At 73.7% G+C, this 18810-nt stretch carries 18 protein-coding genes; 8 read left to right on the plus strand and 10 right to left on the minus strand.

Going from position 1 to position 18810, the window contains the following annotated elements; all coding sequences use genetic code 11:
* The first annotated feature begins 8 nt into the window (after window positions 1–8).
* Together J4557_RS17735 and J4557_RS17740 are read left to right on the plus strand one after the other, a co-directional pair.
* Window positions 9–359 (plus strand): ArsR/SmtB family transcription factor, encoded by a 351-nt coding sequence (locus tag J4557_RS17735; RefSeq protein ID WP_208267743.1) that lies wholly within the window; start codon window positions 9–11, stop codon window positions 357–359.
* Entirely contained in the window at window positions 359–1687 is a 1329-nt protein-coding gene (locus J4557_RS17740; protein WP_208267745.1) for a GNAT family N-acetyltransferase, read from the plus strand. The genes J4557_RS17735 and J4557_RS17740 overlap by 1 nt, the downstream gene beginning before the upstream one ends.
* Here the strand turns inward: J4557_RS17740 and J4557_RS17745 are convergent.
* From J4557_RS17745 to map, 3 genes are all read right to left on the minus strand, one after another.
* Window positions 1627–2073 (minus strand): YybH family protein, encoded by a 447-nt coding sequence (locus J4557_RS17745; protein WP_307799928.1) that lies wholly within the window; start codon window positions 2071–2073, stop codon window positions 1627–1629. The two genes, J4557_RS17740 and J4557_RS17745, sit on opposite strands and share 61 nt — an antisense overlap.
* 153 nt (window positions 2074–2226) lie before the next feature.
* A complete protein-coding gene (locus J4557_RS17750; protein ID WP_208267747.1) occupies window positions 2227–2772 on the minus strand; it encodes an NUDIX hydrolase in 546 nt (181 codons plus the stop codon).
* 117 nt (window positions 2773–2889) lie between these two features.
* Window positions 2890–3675 carry a type I methionyl aminopeptidase gene (map, locus tag J4557_RS17755; protein ID WP_208267749.1) on the minus strand — a complete coding sequence of 262 codons (786 nt, stop codon included), beginning with the start codon at window positions 3673–3675 and terminating at the stop codon, window positions 2890–2892.
* Window positions 3676–3762: 87 nt separating this feature from the next.
* Between map and J4557_RS17760 the strand changes: the two genes are divergently transcribed.
* The gene (locus J4557_RS17760) at window positions 3763–4032 is read left to right on the plus strand and encodes a helix-turn-helix domain-containing protein (RefSeq protein ID WP_208267751.1); all 270 of its coding nucleotides are present in this window, start codon (window positions 3763–3765) and stop codon (window positions 4030–4032) included.
* A gap of 54 nt (window positions 4033–4086) precedes the next feature.
* Here J4557_RS17760 and J4557_RS17765 read toward each other — a convergent pair whose 3' ends face one another.
* From J4557_RS17765 to J4557_RS17775, 3 genes are all read right to left on the minus strand, one after another.
* On the minus strand, window positions 4087–4833 hold the full coding sequence (locus J4557_RS17765; protein WP_243775907.1) for an alpha/beta fold hydrolase: 747 nt from the start codon (window positions 4831–4833) through the stop codon (window positions 4087–4089).
* 3 nt (window positions 4834–4836) lie between these two features.
* Window positions 4837–5775 carry a sigma-70 family RNA polymerase sigma factor gene (locus tag J4557_RS17770; RefSeq protein WP_208267753.1) on the minus strand — a complete coding sequence of 313 codons (939 nt, stop codon included), beginning with the start codon at window positions 5773–5775 and terminating at the stop codon, window positions 4837–4839.
* A gap of 82 nt (window positions 5776–5857) precedes the next feature.
* Window positions 5858–7282 carry an MDR family MFS transporter gene (locus J4557_RS17775; RefSeq protein WP_208267755.1) on the minus strand — a complete coding sequence of 475 codons (1425 nt, stop codon included), beginning with the start codon at window positions 7280–7282 and terminating at the stop codon, window positions 5858–5860.
* Window positions 7283–7340: 58 nt separating this feature from the next.
* Here J4557_RS17775 and J4557_RS17780 point away from each other — a divergent pair, with 58 nt between their 5' ends.
* On the plus strand, window positions 7341–7955 hold the full coding sequence (locus J4557_RS17780; RefSeq protein WP_208267757.1) for a TetR/AcrR family transcriptional regulator: 615 nt from the start codon (window positions 7341–7343) through the stop codon (window positions 7953–7955).
* Here the strand turns inward: J4557_RS17780 and J4557_RS17785 are convergent.
* A complete protein-coding gene (locus J4557_RS17785) occupies window positions 7942–10143 on the minus strand; it encodes a bifunctional glycosyltransferase/CDP-glycerol:glycerophosphate glycerophosphotransferase (protein ID WP_208267759.1) in 2202 nt (733 codons plus the stop codon). The genes J4557_RS17780 and J4557_RS17785 overlap by 14 nt on opposite strands.
* Before the next feature lie 257 nt (window positions 10144–10400).
* Entirely contained in the window at window positions 10401–10685 is a 285-nt protein-coding gene (locus J4557_RS17790; RefSeq protein WP_243775957.1) for a MerR family transcriptional regulator, read from the minus strand.
* 772 nt (window positions 10686–11457) lie between these two features.
* Between J4557_RS17790 and J4557_RS17795 the strand changes: the two genes are divergently transcribed.
* Window positions 11458–11877: an STAS domain-containing protein gene (locus J4557_RS17795; protein WP_208267763.1), complete on the plus strand. Its 420-nt coding sequence runs from the start codon at window positions 11458–11460 to the stop codon at window positions 11875–11877.
* A 4-nt stretch (window positions 11878–11881) separates the two neighbouring features.
* Here J4557_RS17795 and J4557_RS17800 read toward each other — a convergent pair whose 3' ends face one another.
* Entirely contained in the window at window positions 11882–14218 is a 2337-nt protein-coding gene (locus J4557_RS17800; protein WP_208267765.1) for an FtsX-like permease family protein, read from the minus strand.
* The gene (locus J4557_RS17805) at window positions 14212–14970 is read right to left on the minus strand and encodes an ABC transporter ATP-binding protein (RefSeq protein ID WP_208267766.1); all 759 of its coding nucleotides are present in this window, start codon (window positions 14968–14970) and stop codon (window positions 14212–14214) included. Before J4557_RS17805 ends, J4557_RS17800 begins: the two co-directional genes overlap by 7 nt.
* A gap of 134 nt (window positions 14971–15104) precedes the next feature.
* Here J4557_RS17805 and J4557_RS17810 point away from each other — a divergent pair, with 134 nt between their 5' ends.
* From J4557_RS17810 to J4557_RS17820, 3 genes are all read left to right on the plus strand, one after another.
* Window positions 15105–16421, plus strand: a complete 1317-nt coding sequence (locus tag J4557_RS17810; RefSeq protein ID WP_208267768.1) for a sensor histidine kinase — start codon at window positions 15105–15107, stop codon at window positions 16419–16421.
* On the plus strand, window positions 16370–17029 hold the full coding sequence (locus J4557_RS17815; protein ID WP_208267770.1) for a response regulator: 660 nt from the start codon (window positions 16370–16372) through the stop codon (window positions 17027–17029). The genes J4557_RS17810 and J4557_RS17815 overlap by 52 nt, the downstream gene beginning before the upstream one ends.
* 181 nt (window positions 17030–17210) lie before the next feature.
* Window positions 17211–18599 (plus strand): MFS transporter, encoded by a 1389-nt coding sequence (locus J4557_RS17820; RefSeq protein ID WP_307799942.1) that lies wholly within the window; start codon window positions 17211–17213, stop codon window positions 18597–18599.
* Window positions 18600–18810: the final 211 nt, after the last annotated feature.

Consider the following 18810-nt stretch of genomic DNA (forward strand, 5'->3'; position numbering starts at 1 on the left):
GATTAACGATGAATGAGGCGAAAGGGCCGCTCGACCGGCCGACGGCGACCGAGTACGCGTCCTGGTTCAAGGCGCTGGCGGACCCGACCCGCGTCCAGATCGTGTCCCTGCTCGCCCGGCAGGGACGGGCGATGAGCGTCGGCGAGATCGTCGACGCCGTCCACGTCGGGCAGTCGACCGTGTCCGCGCACCTCAAGGTGCTGGCCGAGGTCCGGTTCGTGCTGGTCGACCAGCACGGGACCTCCCGCTTCTACCGGATCAACACCGCGTGCGTGGAGTGCTTCCCCACGGCCGCCGACCTCGTCATGGGACGTCCCGCGCCGGCCGCGCCGACCTGCCCGTCCGAAGGAGACGACTGATGCCCGACTCCGGCACCGGCGGCACGCCCGCCACCGACGCCATCATCGCCCGCTACTCCGCCCGCGCCCGCGCCGCCCTGGCCGGCGACGCGCCGCGGAACGACGGCGGGGACGGCGATTCGTGCTTCGGCGCCGCCGCCTACCGGGCCGAGGACGAGGTGCCCGAGGCGGCGCTGCGCGCGAGCCTGGGCTGCGGCAACCCCCTCGCCGTCGCCGACCTGCGACCCGGCGAGACCGTGCTCGACCTCGGGTCGGGCGGCGGCCTGGACGTGCTGCTGTCGGCCCGCCGCGTCGGCCCGTCCGGGACCGCCTACGGCCTGGACGCCAGCGAGGACATGCTCGCCCTCGCCCGCGCCAACGCCGGCAAGGCCGGCGTTGGAAACGCCCGCTTCCTGCACGGGCGCATCGAGCACGTCCCGCTCGACGACGCCACCGTGGACGTGGTCATCTCCAACTGCGTCATCAACCTCGCCGCCGACAAGGCCCGCGTGCTCGCCGAGGCCTTCCGCGTCCTGCGCCCCGGCGGCCGCTTCGGCGTCAGTGACATCGTCGCCGAGGCCGGCCTCGACCCCGGCATGCGCGCGGCCGTCGAAAAGGACGCCGGCTGCCCCGCCGGCACCCTCACCGTCGAGGAGTACCGCCGCCACCTGCTCGCCGCGGGATTCACCACCGCCACCGTCACGGCGAACCACCAAGCGGCGCCCGGTCTGCACTCGGCGATCGTGCAGGCCGCGAAGCCGGCGTCCCCGCCCGGCACGCTCATCCGGCCCATGCGCTCCGAGGACGCCGCCCGCGTCCTGGAGATCTACCAGGCCGGCCTCGACACCGGCGATGCGAGCTTCGAGACCAGCGCACCGAGCTGGGAGCGGTTCGACCGCGCCAGACTGCCCGGCCACCGGTACGTCATCACCGACGCGGAGACGGGGACGGTGCTGGGATGGATCGCCGCCTCCGCCGTCTCCGACCGGTGCGTGTACGCCGGGGTCGTCGAGCACAGCGTCTACGTCCACCCCGGCCACCACGGCCGCGGCCTCGCCTCGGCGCTGCTGCGCGCCTTCATCGACTCCACCGAGACCGCCGGCATCTGGACCGTCCAGTCCGGCGTCTTCCCCGACAACGCCGCCAGCCTCCGCCTGCACGCCCGGGCCGGCTTCCGCACCGTCGGCACCCGCGAGAGGATCGGCCGCCACCACGGCCGCTGGCGCGACGTCGTCCTCCTCGAACGCCGCAGCCCGGACCGCGCCGACGCGTGCACCGCCGCGGGCGGTCAGGGTTCGAGGTCGACCACGCCCTTGCCGGTCGAGACGTCGAGCGGCACCGAGACCTGATCGTGCACGATCAGCCAGACCCCGTCGATCTTCTGGAGGCAGTAGGTGACCCGGACCCACATGCCGTCCACCGCCGTCCCGTCCTTGAGCGTGCCGCCGAGACGGGCGAAGGCGTGCCCGAACGCCACCCCGTCGCCGACGGTGAGCGCCAGGTCGCGAACCTCGTACGTGACATCGTCGAAGACCGCGAACACTCTCGCCCAGTTCCCGAGTTTCGCGTCCAGCCCCTCATGCCGCAGCGGCGGCTCGATGTCGAAGGACACGATGCCCGGCGCGTAGGGCCGCTTCAGCGCATCGAGATCCTTCGCGCGGAGCCCGTCGACGATCTTGTCGATCTGCCCGCGGATCTCGGCCTCTTCGGCCTCGCGCAGCGTGGGTGTCAGCACGTCGACCCCTCCTTCACGCTCGATGTGCGTCTCTCGCACAAGGGAACGCTATGACGTGCGAGGCATCATGTCGAAGATCAATATTGCTATGTCGCTATGACTTTCCAGGCATCGTGCCCTCGGTCCCGCGGCTCTTCGGGGCCCGGCCCCCGATTACGGGTGGTGCCAGGGGAGCCGGGTGGGCTCGCTGCCGCCGGGGCCGGTGAGCAGGGCGGTGAGCAAGGCGGCCAGCCGCAGCGGGTAGACGGGTTCGGGCGCGTTCTCCAGTTCGGCGATAGGCCACCAGCGGTACTCGCTGATGGCGCGGCGCTCCACGGCGGTGAACCCGGTGGTGTCGATGTCGGTCGCGGCCGTCCGGTACAGGAAGTAGTCGTCGCGGAACATGCCGCGCATCCATCCGGGGAAGTCGGCGTACCCGGACGAGAAGGCGACGGTGGGGCCCAGGTCGGCGGGCGCGGCCACCAGGCCGGTCTCCTCGAGGAGTTCGCGGGCGGCGGCCTCCGCGAGGGTCTCGCCGCCATCGACGCCGCCGCCGGGGGTGATCCAGCAGTGGCCCGCCTTAGGCTTGCGGTGGACGCGCGGGAACCGGAACAGCAGGACGCGCTCGGCGGCGTCCACGAGCAGGACCCGCGCCGTGCGCCGCCGGTACCGGCCGGTGCCGTCCTCGCCGGTGCCGTCGGCGGCCGTCGGTGATCGCATGCTGCCATCTTCCCGCATACCGGACAGAGGGGCGCCGGCACCGGGACCCGCGCTCGTCCCCGTCCCGGTGCCGATCACGACGGCCCCTCGCTCCCGCCCGGCCGCCGTCCGGCGGGATCAGCCGCCCGGGTTCTCCGATTCGCGCCGGGTGAGCACCAGGGGAGCGTCCTCGGTGATGGCGACCGTGTGCTCGGAGTGGGCCGTGCGCGAGCCGTCGGCCGACCGGATGGTCCAGCCGTCGGGGTCGTAGACGATCCGGTCGGTCGTCCGGGCGAGCCAGGGCTCGAGCGCGAGGGTCAGCCCCGGGCGGAGCGTCATGCCGCGGCCCGCCCGGCCCTTGTTGGAGACGTGGGGCTCCTCGTGCATGGTGCGGCCGATGCCGTGGCCGCCGAACTCGGTGTTGACCGGGTAGCCGTAGCCGCTGACCACCTCCCAGATGGCCGCCGAGATGTCGCCCAGGCGGTTGCCCGGACGCGCCGCCTCGATCCCCGCCTCCAGCGCCTCCTCGGTGGCGCGGACGATCCGCAGGTCCTCCTCGGCGGGGGTGCCGACGATGACCGTGCGCGCGGAGTCGGCCACCCAGCCGTCGACGCCGACGGCGATGTCCGCGCTGAGCACGTCCCCGTCGCGCAGCGTGTAGTCGTGGGGGAGGCCGTGGAGGACGGCGTCGTTGACCGACAGGCAGATGACGTTGCGGAACGGGCCGCGGCCGAACGACGGCGCGTAGTCCCAGTAGCACGACTCCGCGCCGCGCCGTTTGATCATGCCGCGCGCGTGGTGCTCCAGGTCCAGCAGGTTCACGCCGACGTCGGCGACGCGGCCGATCTCGGAGAGCACCTCGGCGACGAAACGCCCGGCCGCGTGCATGCGTTCGATCTCCGCCGGCGTCTTCAGTTCGATCACGAGTACCTCACGTCACAGGGTGCTGGTATTACTATACCGCGACCTTAGCACTTGCCGGTATAGTAATACCAACCCTATCCTGGGGGCATGGTCCGCCAACCGCTCACACCGGAGCAGATCGAGGCCGGCAGGCGCCTCGGCGCCCTGCTGCGCCGCGCGCGAGGAGGACGCGACCTCGCGGAGGTCGCGGACGCGGCCGGCATCTCGCCGGAGACCCTGCGCAAGATCGAGACCGGACGGCTGCCGTCCCCCGGATTCGGCACGATCGTCTGCCTCGGCGAGGCGCTCGACGTGCCGATCGAGGAACTGGCGGCCACCTGGCGCGGCACCGGCCTGCCGCTGGAAGCCGTCTCCTAGCCACTGCCGCGCCGGGTCGCCGGCCATGATGCCCAGGGCATCTACACCGTTCGGTCAGGGGCGGCGCGGGAGATGGGCATGTAGGTCGGGGCGGGGTCGGTGGCCAGGAAGGTCCGGACCATGGCGCGCACCGTTTCGGGGTGCTCCATCAACAGCAGGTGGCTGGCGTTGGGCACGATGGCCAGTTCGGCGGTGGGCAGCGCCCGGTAGAGCGCGATCGTGTGGTCGAGCGTGACGAGGTCGTCGTCGCCCCGCCAGGACCAGGGTGCGGGCCGTCACCGCGCGCAGGTCGGACGGGTCGGGGGCCGGCTCGGTCGCGGCCGCGTCCGCGATCTTCCGGACGACGACGGGGAAGTGGTCGCGGCCGTCGGGGGACACCTCGGCGTAGGCGTCGACGATCGGTGGCGGCATCGGCCCGTCCGCCGACGGTTTGAAGATCATCCCGTCGACGTCGTAGGCCGTGCTGATCAGGACGAGGCGTTCGACCAGGTCGGGACGGAGTATCGCGGCCCGCAGGGCCACGCTGCCGCCGGCGCTGTAGCCCACCAGGCGGGCGGGGCCGCCGACCACCCGGTCCAGGAACGCGATCGTGTCGCGCGCCATGACATCGATGGTGATCGGGCCGGGCGCGTCGGGCGTGCGCCCGTGGCCGCGCCGGTCGGGCCGGTAGACGCGGAAGGCGTCGGCGAGGCCGTCGAGGTTGCCGGTGAAGCAGCGGCCGTCGGTCATCCCGCCGTGCAGCAGCACCACGGGTGAGCCTGTGCCGTGCTCGGCATGCCACATGTGAACGGTGTCGGTCATGCACTACATACGGGACGGCGGCTCCGGAGTCATCGGCAGTCCGAACATCGGGAACAGCGAGGTGTCGAGATAGGTGGTGATGGCGGTGACCAGCCCGTCACGGACGTCGATGAGGACCAGGCCGAACGCCCGCCCGTCCCGGTACTGCGCGAAGGCGGCCGACCCGTTGGCCGCGGTGCGGACCAGCCGGTCGCGGGCGCACGCTCCGCCCGCGCCGAGCAGGGCCGTGCGGATCGCCTCCCGGCCGCGGAGCCACCAGGCGAACGGCGGCATCGACATGGTGGCGTCCCGGTGGAGCAGCGCCACCAGGCCGTCGACGTCGTACGAGGTGAACGCCGTCACGTACCGGTCGAGCAGGTCCTCGTCGATCTCACCGCCCCCGGCCGCTGCGCGCCGTCCGGACATGGTCGCGCGTGCGCGTTGCAGGGCGCTGTTGACCGCCGCGGGGCTGCTGCCGAGCAGCGCGGCCGTCTCCTCGGCCGACCAGCTCAGCACCTCGCGCAGGATGAGGACCGCCCGCTGGCGCGGCGGCAGGGACTGCAGGGCGGCGACGAACGCCAGCCTGACCGTGTCGCGCCGGACGGCGAGCTCGGCCGGGTCGCCGTCGGACGGCAGCACGAGCCGGTCGGGGACCGGCCGCACGAACGCGCCGGGGTCCAGCGGCGCGCCGAGCGCGCTCCCGACGGACGCGGCCGGGCCGAGATCCATCGCGAGCGCGCGCCGCTGGACGGCGCGGGCCATGTCGAGGCAGACGTTGGTGGCGATCCGGTACAGCCAGGTGCGCAGCCCGGCCCGGCCCTCGTCGAACCGGTCGGCGTTCTTCCAGGCCCGCACGAAGGTCTCCTGGACGGCGTCTTCGGCCTCGGCCGCGCAGGCGAGCATCCGGTAGCAGTGGGCGGTCAGCTCGACCCGGTGCGCCTCCAAGCGATCCTCGAACCCCATCCGGCCACCTTAGGACCGTCCGCAAGTCGGTCAGGCGATCCGTCGGCGGCTCGCCGGGGGCGGGCCTTCCGCCGCGTCGATGTCAGTGATTCGCCGGCTTGGCCGCCGGGAGGGCGAGGGCGGGGACGACCGCGGCGACGGTGATGCCGATCGCCCACCAGAAGGCGCCGTGGAAGGCGGCGGTCGCGCCGCGGCCGAGGAGCGACTGGAGGGCGACGGCGACGATCGCGGTGCCGAACGAGGCGCCGACCTGCTGGGCGATGCGGGTGTTCATGGTGGCGTGCGGGACGTCCGCCGGCCGGGTGTCCTGGTAGGCGACGGACATCGGCGGGATCAGCACCGCCCCGATGCCCAGGCCGCGGACCAGCAGCACGGCTCCCAGCCACCACGGGTCCGTGTGCGGCCCGGCGAGCGCGAACGGGACGGTGGCGACGGCGGCGAGGAGGAAGCCCGCGATGGTCGCGGCGCGCGCTCCGAACCGGTCGACCAGCCCGCCGACGGCGAAGCGCGAGGCGAGCGCGCCGACGCCTTGCGGGATCAGCAGCAGCCCGGCGTCCAGCACGCTGCCGCCGCGCAGCTGCTGGTAGTAGAGCGGCAGCAGGAACATGCCCGCGTACATCGCCGCGCCGGCGGTGAACAGCACCGTGGAGGCGCTGCCGAGCGACCGCAGGCGCAGCAGCCGGATGTCGACGATCGTCTGCCGCCCGTCCGGCCGGGCGGCCCAGGCGATGAACGCGGCCAGCAGGACGGCCCCGGCCGACAGCGGCGCCAGCACCCCGGCGTGGCCGATCCCGCCGTCCTCGGACAGCCGCGAGAGGCCGAGCAGGATGCCCGCCAGCGCCGGCGCGAGAAGCGCCAGCCCGATCCAGTCCAGGCGGGCGCGGCCGTCCGGGGACGCGGGGCGGTCGTCGGGCAGGAAGCGCCGCGCCAGCAGCAGCCCGGCGGCGATCAGCGGCACGTTGATGAGGAACAGCCAGCGCCAACTCAGCCAGTTGAGGACGACCCCGCCGATCACCGGGCCGAGGATCGGGCCGAGCGCGATCGGCAGGCTGACGGCCGCCATCAGCCGGCTGCCGACCCGCCCGCCCGCCGCTCGCACCGCGAGCGTCTGCATCAGGGGGAAGATCAGCCCGGCGCCGAAGCCCTGCAGCGCCCGGAAGCCGATCAGGGCGGCGTCGTTCCACGCCACCGCGCACAGCACCGAGGCGAGCACGAACAGCATCAGCGCGGCCATCCACACCCGTTTGCCGCCCCAGCGGCGCTCGGCCCACCCGGTGACCGGGATCGCGACGGCCATCGCCAGCAGGAAGCCGGTGGTGACCCACTGGATCGTGCCGGCGGTCGAGTGCAGTTTCACCGCCAGCGTGCGGATCGCCAGCGTCACCATCGTCGAGTCGAGGATCGCGGCGATCCCGCCGACGAGCAGCGCCAGCAGCGCGGCCCTCGTCTGCGGTGACAGCGTCGCTTCGGGGGTCTCCACCATCGTCTCGTTAAGAGAGGTATTCATCTCTTAAGACGGTACGCGCGGTTCGCTAAGGAATGCAAACCTTCCTTATACTGGAGGCGTGACCACAACCGGCGGCACGCCCTCGCGCCAACGCCGGCGCGGGCCCGCGCTCGAGGCCGCGCTGCTGGACGCGGCCTGGGCCGAGCTGGCCGAGGCCGGCTACGCGAAGCTGACCATGGAGTCCGTCGCCTCCCGCGCCGGGACCGGCATCGCCGTGCTGTACCGCCGCTGGGCCAACAAGGACGAGCTCGTGCTCGCCGCGCTGGAGCACTACCGGAACAGTCACCCGGTCGATGTCCCCGACACCGGCACCCTGCGCGGCGACCTCCTCGCCGCGCTGACCGGCATGGGCGAGGCCCGTGCCGCCTTCTTCGCCGTCACCGCGGCCGCGGCCTTCTCGGGGCTGCTGGCCGGCACCAGCCTCACCCCCGCCCAGGCGCGCGACCGCATCCTGGGCGACCAGCGGGTCTCCCGCGTCCAGGCCCTCTACCAGCGCGCCCACGACCGCGGCGAGATCGACCTGGAACGGATCCCTCCCGCCGTGCTCGCCATGCCGTTCGATCTGGTGCGCCACGACCTGCTCATGGACCTGGAGCCGGTGAGGCCCGCACGCATCCGGTCGATCGTCGACGAGCTCTTCCTGCCCCTCGTCGCGGGGGTCACCTCCCGCTGAGGAAGATCCTCTCCACGGCGCGCTCCGCCGCGCGGCCGTCGTCCCAGGGGCAGAACCGGGCGCGGAAGGCGTCGCGGGCCTTGGCCGCCGTGTCGCTCCACGGCGCGCCGGTCCGGAACGCCTCGATCAGCTCGTCCTCGGTGCGGGCGAGGACGCCGGGCGGAGCGGCGGTGATGTCCAGGTTGACGCCCCTGGTGAGCCGGTAGGTCTCCCAGTCGTTGGCGAGGACGGCGATCGGGCGGTCCTCCAGGACGGCGTAGTCGAACATGATCGAGGAGTAGTCGGTCAGCAGCGCGTCGGAGGCGATGCAGAGGTCCTCGACCGACGGGTGGCCGGAGACGTCCATGACCCGGTCGTCGTCCTGACCGTCGTCCGCCGCCGGATAGTAGTAGTGCGGGCGGAGGAGCAGGACGTACTCGTCGCCGAGTTCGCGCGCGAACCGGTCGACGTCGAACATGGGCCGGTAGCCGTTGCGGTACTCCCGGTGCGTCGGGGCGTACAAGACCGCCTTCTTGCCCTCGGGGACGCCGAGCCGGGCGCGCAGCCGGGCCCGCTCGTCCGGGGTCGCCGCCGCGAGCCGGTCGTTGCGCGGGTAGCCGATCTCCAGCATCTCGTAGCGGCAGGGGAACCCGCGATGCCAGGCCTCGCTGGACAGCGGGTTGGACGACAGCAGAAAGTCCCAGCGGTCCGCGCGGGCGATCTGCGCCTTGAAGTCGAGGCCCTTGGCGCCGACGGGGAAGTCCATCTGGTCCAGCCCCATCTTCTTCAGCGGGGTGCCGTGCTGCGTCATCACGTGCACCTGCCCGGGACGCTTGATGACCGCGTTCGGGAACGTGACGTTGTTGACGAGGTACTTGGCCCGCGCCAGCACCCTCAGATACCGCAGCGTGCCGGGCGCCACGGTGTCCACGCCGTCCGGGACGGGGCCCCGGGCTCCGGGCTTCACCACCCAGACGCCGCGCAGGTGCGGCGCCATCTCCGCGGCCTTCTCGTAGATGGCGGCCGGGTTGCAGGCGACGCCGCGGTACCAGTACGCGGCGTACACCACCAGGTTCTCGTCGATGGGCATGCGCAGTTGCACGCGGTAGTAGAGGCGGCCTGCCAGCCGCCTGCCCGTGCGCCCGCCGCGCCGCGCGAACCTCACGGCCGTCCGCGGCAGCGCGCCGGCGCGCCGCCGGACCTTGGTCAGCGTGACGGCCAGCCGGTACGGCGCGTAGGCGCCCCGGTCGATCAGCCGGTACTTCACGGCCTTCAGCCGCCCGCCGGGAACGCCGTGCCCGGACGGCCGGCGGCGCCGGGAGAACGCGGTGATCCGGCCGAAGAACTCGCGGCGGTCGGGCCGGGAGATCCGGTCCTCCCGTTCCAGGATCATCAGCGCGTGGCCGATCACCCGGTCGAACATCAGGCCGCGGAACGGCTCGGTGCCGGGATGGGCGTCCATGAACGCGAAGATCCGCTCGTACTGGTCGAAGGCGTCGAAGTGGCGGCGGCTCGCGCTGCGGGTGATGCCGCCCGAGCGGCGCTGCCGGTAGACGTAGCAGACCCGGTCCAGCAGGCTCAGCCGTCCGGCCGCCATCAGCAGCGGGAACGTGACGTTGAGGTCCTCGTAGTAGCCGGGGCTGAAGCGGAGCCCGAGCCCGAGCAGGTACTCGCGGCGGATCACCTTGTTCCAGGCCGCCATCATGATCCGCAGGACGTCCGGGCGCTCCGCGCAGGTGAACACCGGGGGCGCCGGCGGCTCCCGGAAGTGGCGGCCGCCGGAGTTCGGCACGCGCGTGCCGTCCCACAGCTCTCGCTCGTGGTCGACGAGCAGCACGTCGGGCCGGGTCTTCGCCAGCCGGTCCAGGACCGCGCGGACGGCGCCCTCGGTGGCGTGGTCGTCGCTGTCGAAGAACCAGACGTACTCTCCCGCCGCCATATCGAGCCCGGTGTTGCGGGCCTGCCCCAGCCCGGTGTTGCGGTCCAGGTGGCGGACGCGGAGCCGGGGGTCCGCCGCGGCCATCTCATCCAGGATCGCGCCGCAGTTGTCGGGCGAGCGGTCGTCTACGGCGATGACCTCGAGGTCGGCGGCGGACGGGTCGAGGATCGACTCGAGGCACTGGCGGACGTAACCCTCGACCCCGTAGACGGGCACGATGATGCTGAGGAGAGGGGAGTCGGAGCGGGGGAGGTTCTCAGGTGAGGGCATCGCCGGTCCCTGGTGACGACGGTCGTCCGGCCGGCTCTCCGGCCGGACGCGGTCGGCCGGCGGATCGTCTGCACGCTGGGAGTCCTCTGCGTTCACAGCCTGGATATGCGCTGCTCAGCCGGGTGCAAACGTGTCCTGCCGACCGTTCACGACAATCTACTATAGCGATAGTAGATTGTCCCGCCCGCGGGCGCGGCCGGCGCGGCATCGCCGCGGCGGCCGGTGGTGCGCCGGTCACGAGGGGCCGGTGAAGCCGCTCATCCAGGTGCTGGGGGAGGGGTCTGCGAATCGCGGTCCCGCCGCAGCCGGGCGTTGATGCGCTGGGCCTCGGCGAGCTGGTCTTCGAGGATGATGATGCGGCAGGCGGCGTCCAGCGGGGTGCCCTCGTCGACCAGGTCGCGGGCGCGCTGCGCCAGCCGCAGCTGGTAGCGGGAGTAGCGGCGGTGCCCGCCGGGGGAGCGCTGCGGGACGATCAGCCGGGCGTTGTCGAGGCTGCGCAGGAACGCGGGGGTGACGCCCAGCATCTCGGCGGCGCGGCCCATGCTGTAGGCGGGGTAGTCCTCGTCGTCGAACTTGTCCTCGAGTCCGGCGGAGGCGTCCTGCCCGGTCGCTCGCGGGTCGTGCTGGTCGTGCCGGTCGCCGGCCTTGGCCGGCTGGGATGACTTCATGAACCTTCCGTACTGCCCTTGGTCGGCAGCGACGACAAACGGGGGCCCCGGCGCCAGACTGCGGCGCCGGGGCCCGAAGGTACAACACCATCTACCGGCTCTGAAGAGCCGGTCTTCCGCGTGAACCACTCAGATCTCCGTGGAACCGCGGGGATCGCGGATGCGTGACCGTAGACCACCTTCCAATCCGTGGAACTGCGGTACCCGCGCGGCGTGACTGGAGCCTGCAGCGGGCGATCCCGATGGCGTCGAACCCTCCTTTCCTCGACATCACTACCTGTACTGCGTTTCTCGGTACTGCGTGTTTCCTTGCGTACTGCTGTTTCCTGCGTTGTATCGCTCCCGGCGGCCCGTTGGCCACCGGGTCGGCCGGCTGCCGGAGCCCCTTGCACTGCGTTGGCCCCGGCACGCCCGGCCGGTGTCATCCATACCTTCCGGCAGTTCGTCCTCTGCCGCTTCTCATGGACTCGTCTCTCTTCGATGACAGGAACAATACCCGCCGCTCTCTCGAAAATCTACCTCGGTCACTACAGAGTTTCGTAGATCACAAAGCGGGCTTCTCTGCGCCGACCGCGAGTGCCCCGGTCGCCGCCGGGTAGACCGCCGGGCGACACGCGCTTCGCAGCGACCCCGGGGAGTGACGGCCGTGGGTTTGATCATGGAGAGCCGGTTCGCGCCGGCGGGCGGCGGCCTGGCCATCGTGACCCTGACGGGGGAGCTGGACGTCGCCTCCGCGGCCGAGTTGCGCGGTCACCTGGCCGCACTGATCGGCGACGGCGCCGGCCACCTCATCCTGGACTTCGCCCGGGTCGAGTTCGTCGACTCCAACGGCCTCAGCGTGCTGGCCGGCGTTCACCACCTCCTGAGACACCCGCGCCGGCCGGGAGCGGACGAGCACGCCGCCGACGCGGGCGCACTCGCCGTCGCGTCGGTGAACCAGCGCGTCCGCCAGGTCCTGCGGACCAGCGGCTTCACCCGGATCATCCCGATCTACCCCTCGGTGGAGACGGCGATCGTGGTCCACGAGGCAGGGCCGCACCACCGGCCCGCACCGGGGGAGCGATGAGCGGTCAGGCCGCCACGCTCACGCCGGCCAGCACGATGCCCGCGGCGGCTGCGGCCGTCAGCGCGCCGGCCGCCACCAGCAGCGCGTACTCCTGGCAGACGAACGCGAACGCCTGCCCGCGGGTCGTCCCGATCCTGCGGAGCAGGACCAGTTCACCGCGCCGGCCCGAGATCGCCGTGGCGGCCGTGGTGACGGCGCCGATCGCGCCGTAGGCGGCGGCGATGCCGATCATCACCAGCAGGCCGACGCGGGTCTGTTCCGCCTGCCGGTCGGTGACGGCGCCGGCCCACCGGGCGGCGGGGACGACCGTGGCCTCGGCGGCGGACCGCTGATCAGGACCCAGCGCGGCCGTCACGGCGGCGAGCGCGGTGGCGTCGCCGCGCACGTAGGCGCGGGCGGGCCGGGCCCGGCCGCCGCGGTGCGGGCCGAGGACGAGTCGCGGGCCGCCGGGTTCGGCGTCGAACACGGCGGTGATCCGCAGGGTCGCCGGGGTGCCGTCGGCGAGCCACAGGCGGACGGTCTGCCCGACGTGCCTGTGCCACGAGCGGTCGAGCGCCACGGTCGCGTCGTTCAAGCCGTCCAGGGAGCCCTGGCGAATGCGCAGTCCGAGCACCGCCGGGGAGTCGACGGCGATGGCGGGGAACGGGACCGGCGCCGGCGCCTCCAGGTGAAACGGTGTCAGGGCGGGTTCGCGGGCGAGCACGCTGGTGTCGGTGACTGCGGTCGCCGCCGCGCCCGGCACGGCGCGGACGCGGGCGACCAGCGATGCGGGCAGCCCGGAGGCCCCGGACGGCAGGACGACCAGGTCGGCGGGCGCGGCCTGGTGACGCAGGCCGCGGTCCTCGGCCGCCTGGACGGTGCCCGTCGCGCCGAGGACGGCCAGCGCGAGGCCCAGCGTGATCATCACGGGGGCGACCGTGGCGGCGGCCTGGCGGGAGCCGGCGGCCACCCGTTCGCGGGCCAGCAGGCCGCCCGGCCCGGCACCGCGGGTGAGCGGCCAGGCGAGCACCCTGATCAGCGGTGGGAGGAGGGCGGGGGCCAGCAGCACCGCGCCGCCGACGATCAGCAGCGCCATCTCGACGTCGGTCTTGGGGTCCAGGGCGGCGTCCGGCATCACCACCGCCACCCCGAGCAGCAGCACCGCGCCGGAGCCGAGCGCGGCCAGGCCCAGCAGTCGCCGGGGCAGCCCCGTCCCGCGAGGTTCGGCGTCCGCCGCGCGCAGTGCCTCGGCCGGACGGATGGCCGCGGCCCGGACGGAGGCGGCGACCACCGCCAGCACCGCCACCGCGACACCGGCGGCGAACGCGAGCGTCAGCGGCACCGTGCACGCGGTGGTGCGCGGGACGGTGAACCAGGACGGGGCCATGGCGTGCCGGGCGAGCCAGCGTGCGAGCAGCGGCCCGCCGCCCAGGCCGAGCACGCATCCGGCGGCCGATCCCGCCACACCGATCAGCACCGCCTCGACACCGACCGACCGGACGACCTGCAGCGGCGTCGCGCCGAGGGTCCGCAGCAGCGCCAGTTCGCGCCGGCGGCGCGCGACCGACAACCCGAAGGCACTGGCGGTGACGTACAGCGACACCGAGGCCGACAGCAGAGCGGCGATGCCGAGGAAGGAGGTCAGCGAGACCAGGTCCGCGCGGTCGCGGAGCGCTCCGGGATCGGCCAAGGCCCGGTCGCGGCCGGTCAGGACCCGCACGCCGGGGAGGGCGGCGGCGCGCCGGGCGGCGGCCGGGCCGGCGGGCACCAGCGCGTCGACCGGGGGCGACAGCCGGGCGGCCTCGGCGTCGGAGAAGAAGACGGCGTGCTCGACCTCGGCCGCGCCCGCGGGAGCCCGCGCGGTCCCCACGACGGTGTAGAGGCCGTCCCGGTCGGCGGCGTGCACGAGGACCCGCTGCCCCGGCCGCCCGCCGGCGGTCGTGACGATCTCGCCGGGACGTGCGGGGGCACGGCCGGAGGTCAGGGCGTAGGGGGCGAAGGCGGCCGAGGACCAGCCGTGGCCGACCTGGTCGGACGGCCCGCCGGGCAGCCGGGCGGGGAAGGTGCGGTCGAGCGCGGCGCCGGGGAAGGCGGCCAGGGCCGCGGCGGGCAGGGCGGGCTGCTCGGCGAACGGGACGGCGGTCGGCGTCCCGTAGCGGTCCCGCAGCCGCAGGTCCGGGTCGGCCTGGACGACGGCGGGGGCGGCGGCGAACCGCCGCGGCAGCCGGTGCGGGTCGTCGGAGGCGGCCCCGAGCACCAGCGCCATCGTGGCGATCACCGCGACGCCGAGGGTGAGCGCGGCCAGCGGTCCGGCGAGGCAGGCCCAGCGGGCGCGCAGGCCCGCGGCGGCGACGCTCAGCATGCCGCCGCCTCCCCGGCCGCCGCGCCCGCCGCGCCCTCCAGCCGGGCCAGCCGCCCGGCGACGGTCACCGCGTCGGGACCGTCCAGTGTGCCGGCGATGCGGCCGTCGGCCAGGAACACGACGCGGTCGGCGTGCGCGGCGGCGACCGGGTCGTGGCTGACCATGACGATCGTCTGGCCGTGCTCGGCGACCAGCGTCCGCAGGACGCCGAGCACGGTGCGCGATGCCGCGCTGTCCAGGGCTCCGGTCGGCTCGTCGGCGAACAGCACGCGCGGCGCGGTGACGAGGGCGCGGGCGATCGCGACGCGCTGCTGCTGACCGCCCGACAGTTCGGCGGGCCGGTGCCGCGCTCGGTCGCCGAGGCCGACGGCGTCCAGCGCGGCCCGCACCGCGCGCTTGTCGGGGCGGTGCCCGGCCAGCCGCAGCGGCAGCCCGACGTTCTGCTCGGCGGTCAGCGCGGGCAGCAGGTTGTAGGACTGGAAGACGAACCCGATGGTCTCGCGCCGCAACCTGGTCAGCGCGGACTCGCGCAGCCGCGACAGGTCCCTGCCGTCCAGCGAGACCGCGCCCGCCGTCGGCCTCTCCAGCCCCGCGGCGCATTGCAGCAGCGTCGACTTGCCCGACCCCGACGCGCCCATGACGGCGGTGAACGAACCTTCCGCCAAGCCCAGCGTGACCCCGTCCAGGGCGGTGACGGCGCCGGGCCCCGTCCCGTAGGTCTTGCTCACCGCGGTGAGCCGAACGATGTCCATGCCCCCAGGCAACCGGTCCGGCGGCGGTCGGGTCGATCAGCCGTGCCACCGTGTTGGGGGTAGGCCCAGCCTTACCCCCGGCCCTCACCCCTGCCGGATGGGCGGCTCCCGGAAACCGCCCCTATCCTGGCGCGATGGAGGCGATCACGGCACTGCGGCGGCGGGGTCTCGCACTGCGGCGGCGGAGCCTCCTGGCGTCGGCCCGGCCGTGGCGGAGCCTGGCGTACCTGGTGACCAGCTCGGTGCCCGGCGCGCTCGTGCTGACCGTCGTCGCGGCGGTGCTGCTCGTCGGCGGGACGCTCGCCTCGGCCGTCATCGGGCTGCCGATGCTGGCGGCGCTGGCCTTCGCGGGCGTGCCCGTCGCCGCGTTCGAGCGGTGGCGGCTGCGCCTGGTGGACTCCGGGCCGATCGCCGACCCGCACCGTCCCCCGGACCGTCCGGGCGTGGGCGGCTGGCTGGCCACCCGGGTGCGCGAGGCCGCGACCTGGCGGGAACTGGGCTTCGCGGTCCTGCTGGCCACCGTGCTGTGGCCGCTCGACCTGGCCGTGGCCGCCGTCGGGGTCGCGCTGCCCGTCGCGCTGCTCACCGCGTGGATGCCCGTGCTGTCGGGCGGCCGCCGCGGGCTGTGGCCGGGCGTCGCGATCCACACCCCCGCCCAGGCGCTGGTGGCACTGCCCGCCGGCATCGTGCTGCTGGTGGCCGGCGCCTACCTGATCACTTTGGCGGCGGCCGCGCGGGCGGCGCTGACCTGGCGCCTGCTCGAGCCGCGTCCGGACGAGGCCGCGCGGCTTCTGGCGGAGGTGGCCGGGTCCCGCGCCCGGCTCGTCGACGCCTTCGAGGCCGAGCGCCGTCGCATCGAGCGCGACCTGCACGACGGTGCGCAGCAGCGGCTGGTCGCGGTCGCCACCAGCCTCGGGCTGGCGCTGCTCGACCTGCCGCCGGGACCCGCCGCCGACCACGTCGCGCACGCCCACGGCCAGGCCCGGCTGGCGCTCACCGAGCTGCGCGAGCTGATCCACGGCATCCATCCGCAGGTCCTCACCCAGCACGGGCTGGCCGCCGCGGTACAGGACGCCGCGGACCGCTCGCCGGTACCGGTGGACCTCGACCTGGGCCTCACCGGCCGGCTGCCCGCACCGGTGGAGGCCACCGGGTACTTCGTGGTCTGCGAGGCGCTGGCCAACATCGTCCGGCACAGCGAGGCCGGCCGCGCCTGGATCACCGGCGACCGCCGCGGCGACACCCTGCTCCTGGAGATCGGCGATGACGGCGCCGGCGGCGCCGACCCGGCCGCCGGCAGCGGGCTGACCGGCCTGTCGGACCGCCTCGCGGTCGTCGGCGGCACCCTCACCCTGTCCAGCCCGCCCGGGGGCCCGACCCTGCTGACCGTGGAGATGCCATGCTGCGAGACCGTCACCTCCGCGTCGTCCTCGCCGAGGACGGCGCCCTGATGCGTGACGGTCTGGTCGCCGTGCTCACCCGGTTCGGGCACCAGGTCGTCGAGGCGGTCGCGGACGCGCCCGCGCTCACCGCCGCGGTCGAGGCGCACGGGCCCGACATCGTCGTCACCGACGTGCGCATGCCGCCGACCCAGACCGACGACGGCCTGCGCGCCGCCATCGCCCTGCGCGAGCGCGACCCGGATCTGCCCGTGCTGGTGCTCAGCCAGTACATCGAGACGGCCTCGGCCGGCGAGCTGCTCGACTCCACCGACGCCCGAGCGGTCGGCTACCTGCTGAAGGACCGCGTCATCGACGTCACCGACTTCGCCGGGGCCGTGCGGCAGGTCGCCGAGGGCGGCACCGTCATCGACCCCGAGGTGATCCGCCACCTCCTGGGCCGCCGCCGCAACCCGCTGCGCCGCCTCACCCCGCGCGAACGCGAGGTGCTGGCCCTCATGGCCCAAGGCCACTCCAACGCCGCCATCGCCCAGGCGCTCACGGTGTCGCCCGCCGCCGTCGGCAAGCACATCAACGGCCTCCTGGCCAAGCTCGACCTCCCGCCCGACGCCGACGTGCACCGCCGCGTCCTGGCGGTCCTCACCTACCTCCGCTCCTGACCCCGGCGAACGCCATCGCCGCCGAAATGTCGTCGGGCTTCTCTACACTCGCCGCATGGGACGTGACGCGTCGCCGCATGGGGCAATGGCAATTGCGGTAGAGAAACAATTCTAGACGGAAATGGTCGCCGACCTTTCTGTGGATCCTCCGCATACGCTGTCGCCGCGCGGGCGGACCGTCGTGCTGTTGACCTGCTGCCTGAGCGTGGTCGTGGCGGGGCTGGACACGACGATCGCCAATGTGGCGCTGCCCTCGATCCAGAAGGCCTTGCACGCTCCCGTCAGCGGCCTGCAATGGGTGGTCGACGCCTACACGCTGGTCATCGCGTGCCTTCTGATGTTCTCGGGTTCGCTGGCCGACCGGTTCGGCCGGCGCCGGGTGTTCCAGATCGGACTAGGATTCTTCTCGCTCGGTTCGCTGCTGTGCGGCGTCGCGCCGTCCCTCGGGGCCCTGGTCGCCTTCCGCGCGCTCCAGGCGGTGGGCGGCTCGATGCTGAACCCGGTCGCGATGTCGATCATCGCCACCACCTTCACCGACCCGAAGGAGCGCGCCCGCGCCGTGGGCGCGTGGGGAGCGGTGGCGGGACTGGGCGGGGCGAGCGGTCCCGTGCTCGGCGGCCTGCTGGTCAGCGGCCTCGGATGGCGGTCCATCTTCTGGGTCGACGTGCCGATCGGCGTCCTGGCCGTCTGCCTGGCCCAGAGGTTCGTCCCCGAGTCCAGGGCGGCGCGCGGCAAGCGGTTCGATCCCCTCGGCCAGTTGCTCGTCGTCACCTTCCTCGGGCCGGTCACGGCCGCCGTCATCGAGGGCCCCCGGCACGGCTGGAGTTCGCCGTTCATCATCGGGCTGCTCGTCCTGGCCGCCGTCTCGCTCGTCGCGCTGGTCGTGACCGAGTCCCGACGCGCCCAGCCGCTGGTGGACGTCCGGCTCTTCCGCAGCCCGGCGTTCTCGGGCGCGGCGGTCATCGCGCTGGCCGCCTTCATGACCCTGGGCGGGTTCCTGTTCCTCAACACCCTCTACCTGCAGGACGTCCGCGGCTACAGCGCCCTGCACGCGGGGCTGCTCACCATCCCGATGGCCGCCGCGCTGGCTGCCTGCGCGATGGTCTCGGGGCGCATCGTGGCCGTCCGGGGTCCCAGACCGGCGCTCGTGCTGGCCGGACTGCTGCTGGCGGCAGGAGCGGGCCTGCTCCTCGGGGCCGGGCGCGAGACGGGGGCCTGGTACCTCGTGCTCGCCTATCTGCTCTTCGGCGCGGGGTTCGGCCTGGTCGGCACCCCGACCACCAACACCGCCCTCTCCGGGATGCCGCGCGATCAGGCGGGGGTCGCCGGAGCGATCGCCTCGACCTGCCGCCAGACCGGCGCCGCGATCGGCGTGGCGGTGTGCGGCTCGATCGTCGCGGCCGGCTCGGCCGGGTTCGTCGCGTCGAGTCGCATCGCCCTGGCCGTTCTGGCCGGCTGCGGAATCGCGACCGTGCTGCTCGGCCTGATCTCGACCGGGCGCTGGGCCCGAGCCCAGGCCGAACGCAGCGGCCGGCAGCTCGGCACGCACGCTGTGGAGGCGACTCCATGAACCCTCTCCGAGCACGTGATGCCCTGGTCATAGCCTCGACCGCCAAGAATGGCTCCCGCTTCCACCGGCGCGGGCCGCACGGGGCGATGCAAAGGACCGGCCAGAGCCCAAGCGGTTTCGCGCCGATACGTCGCCCCGCACGGAGTGATCCTGTATCTTTGACTCGGTCAATGAATCCTTCGCCGGAGTCAGCGATGCCCGAGCCGAAGCG

The sequence above is a fragment of the Actinomadura nitritigenes genome (assembly GCF_017573545.1).
GTDB lineage: Bacteria > Actinomycetota > Actinomycetes > Streptosporangiales > Streptosporangiaceae > Spirillospora > Spirillospora nitritigenes.

What these genes read in the sequence shown, in the direction of transcription:
- J4557_RS17735 (WP_208267743.1), top strand. Translation starts at nt 9, where the DNA reads ATGAATGAGGCGAAAGGGCCGCTCGACCGGCCGACGGCGACCGAGTAC.
- J4557_RS17815 (WP_208267770.1), top strand. Translation starts at nt 16,370, where the DNA reads ATGCTGCGAGACCGTCACCTCCGCGTCGTCCTCGCCGAGGACGGCGCC.
- J4557_RS17775 (WP_208267755.1), bottom strand. Translation starts at nt 7,282, where the DNA reads ATGAATACCTCTCTTAACGAGACGATGGTGGAGACCCCCGAAGCGACG.
- J4557_RS17810 (WP_208267768.1), top strand. Translation starts at nt 15,105, where the DNA reads ATGGAGGCGATCACGGCACTGCGGCGGCGGGGTCTCGCACTGCGGCGG.
- J4557_RS17785 (WP_208267759.1), bottom strand. Translation starts at nt 10,143, where the DNA reads ATGCCCTCACCTGAGAACCTCCCCCGCTCCGACTCCCCTCTCCTCAGC.
- J4557_RS17770 (WP_208267753.1), bottom strand. Translation starts at nt 5,775, where the DNA reads ATGGGGTTCGAGGATCGCTTGGAGGCGCACCGGGTCGAGCTGACCGCC.
- J4557_RS17760 (WP_208267751.1), top strand. Translation starts at nt 3,763, where the DNA reads ATGGTCCGCCAACCGCTCACACCGGAGCAGATCGAGGCCGGCAGGCGC.
- J4557_RS17790 (WP_243775957.1), bottom strand. Translation starts at nt 10,685, where the DNA reads ATGGGCCGCGCCGCCGAGATGCTGGGCGTCACCCCCGCGTTCCTGCGC.
- J4557_RS17805 (WP_208267766.1), bottom strand. Translation starts at nt 14,970, where the DNA reads ATGGACATCGTTCGGCTCACCGCGGTGAGCAAGACCTACGGGACGGGG.
- J4557_RS17765 (WP_243775907.1), bottom strand. Translation starts at nt 4,833, where the DNA reads ATGACCGACACCGTTCACATGTGGCATGCCGAGCACGGCACAGGCTCA.
- J4557_RS17800 (WP_208267765.1), bottom strand. Translation starts at nt 14,218, where the DNA reads ATGCTGAGCGTCGCCGCCGCGGGCCTGCGCGCCCGCTGGGCCTGCCTC.
- J4557_RS17740 (WP_208267745.1), top strand. Translation starts at nt 359, where the DNA reads ATGCCCGACTCCGGCACCGGCGGCACGCCCGCCACCGACGCCATCATC.
- J4557_RS17750 (WP_208267747.1), bottom strand. Translation starts at nt 2,772, where the DNA reads ATGCGATCACCGACGGCCGCCGACGGCACCGGCGAGGACGGCACCGGC.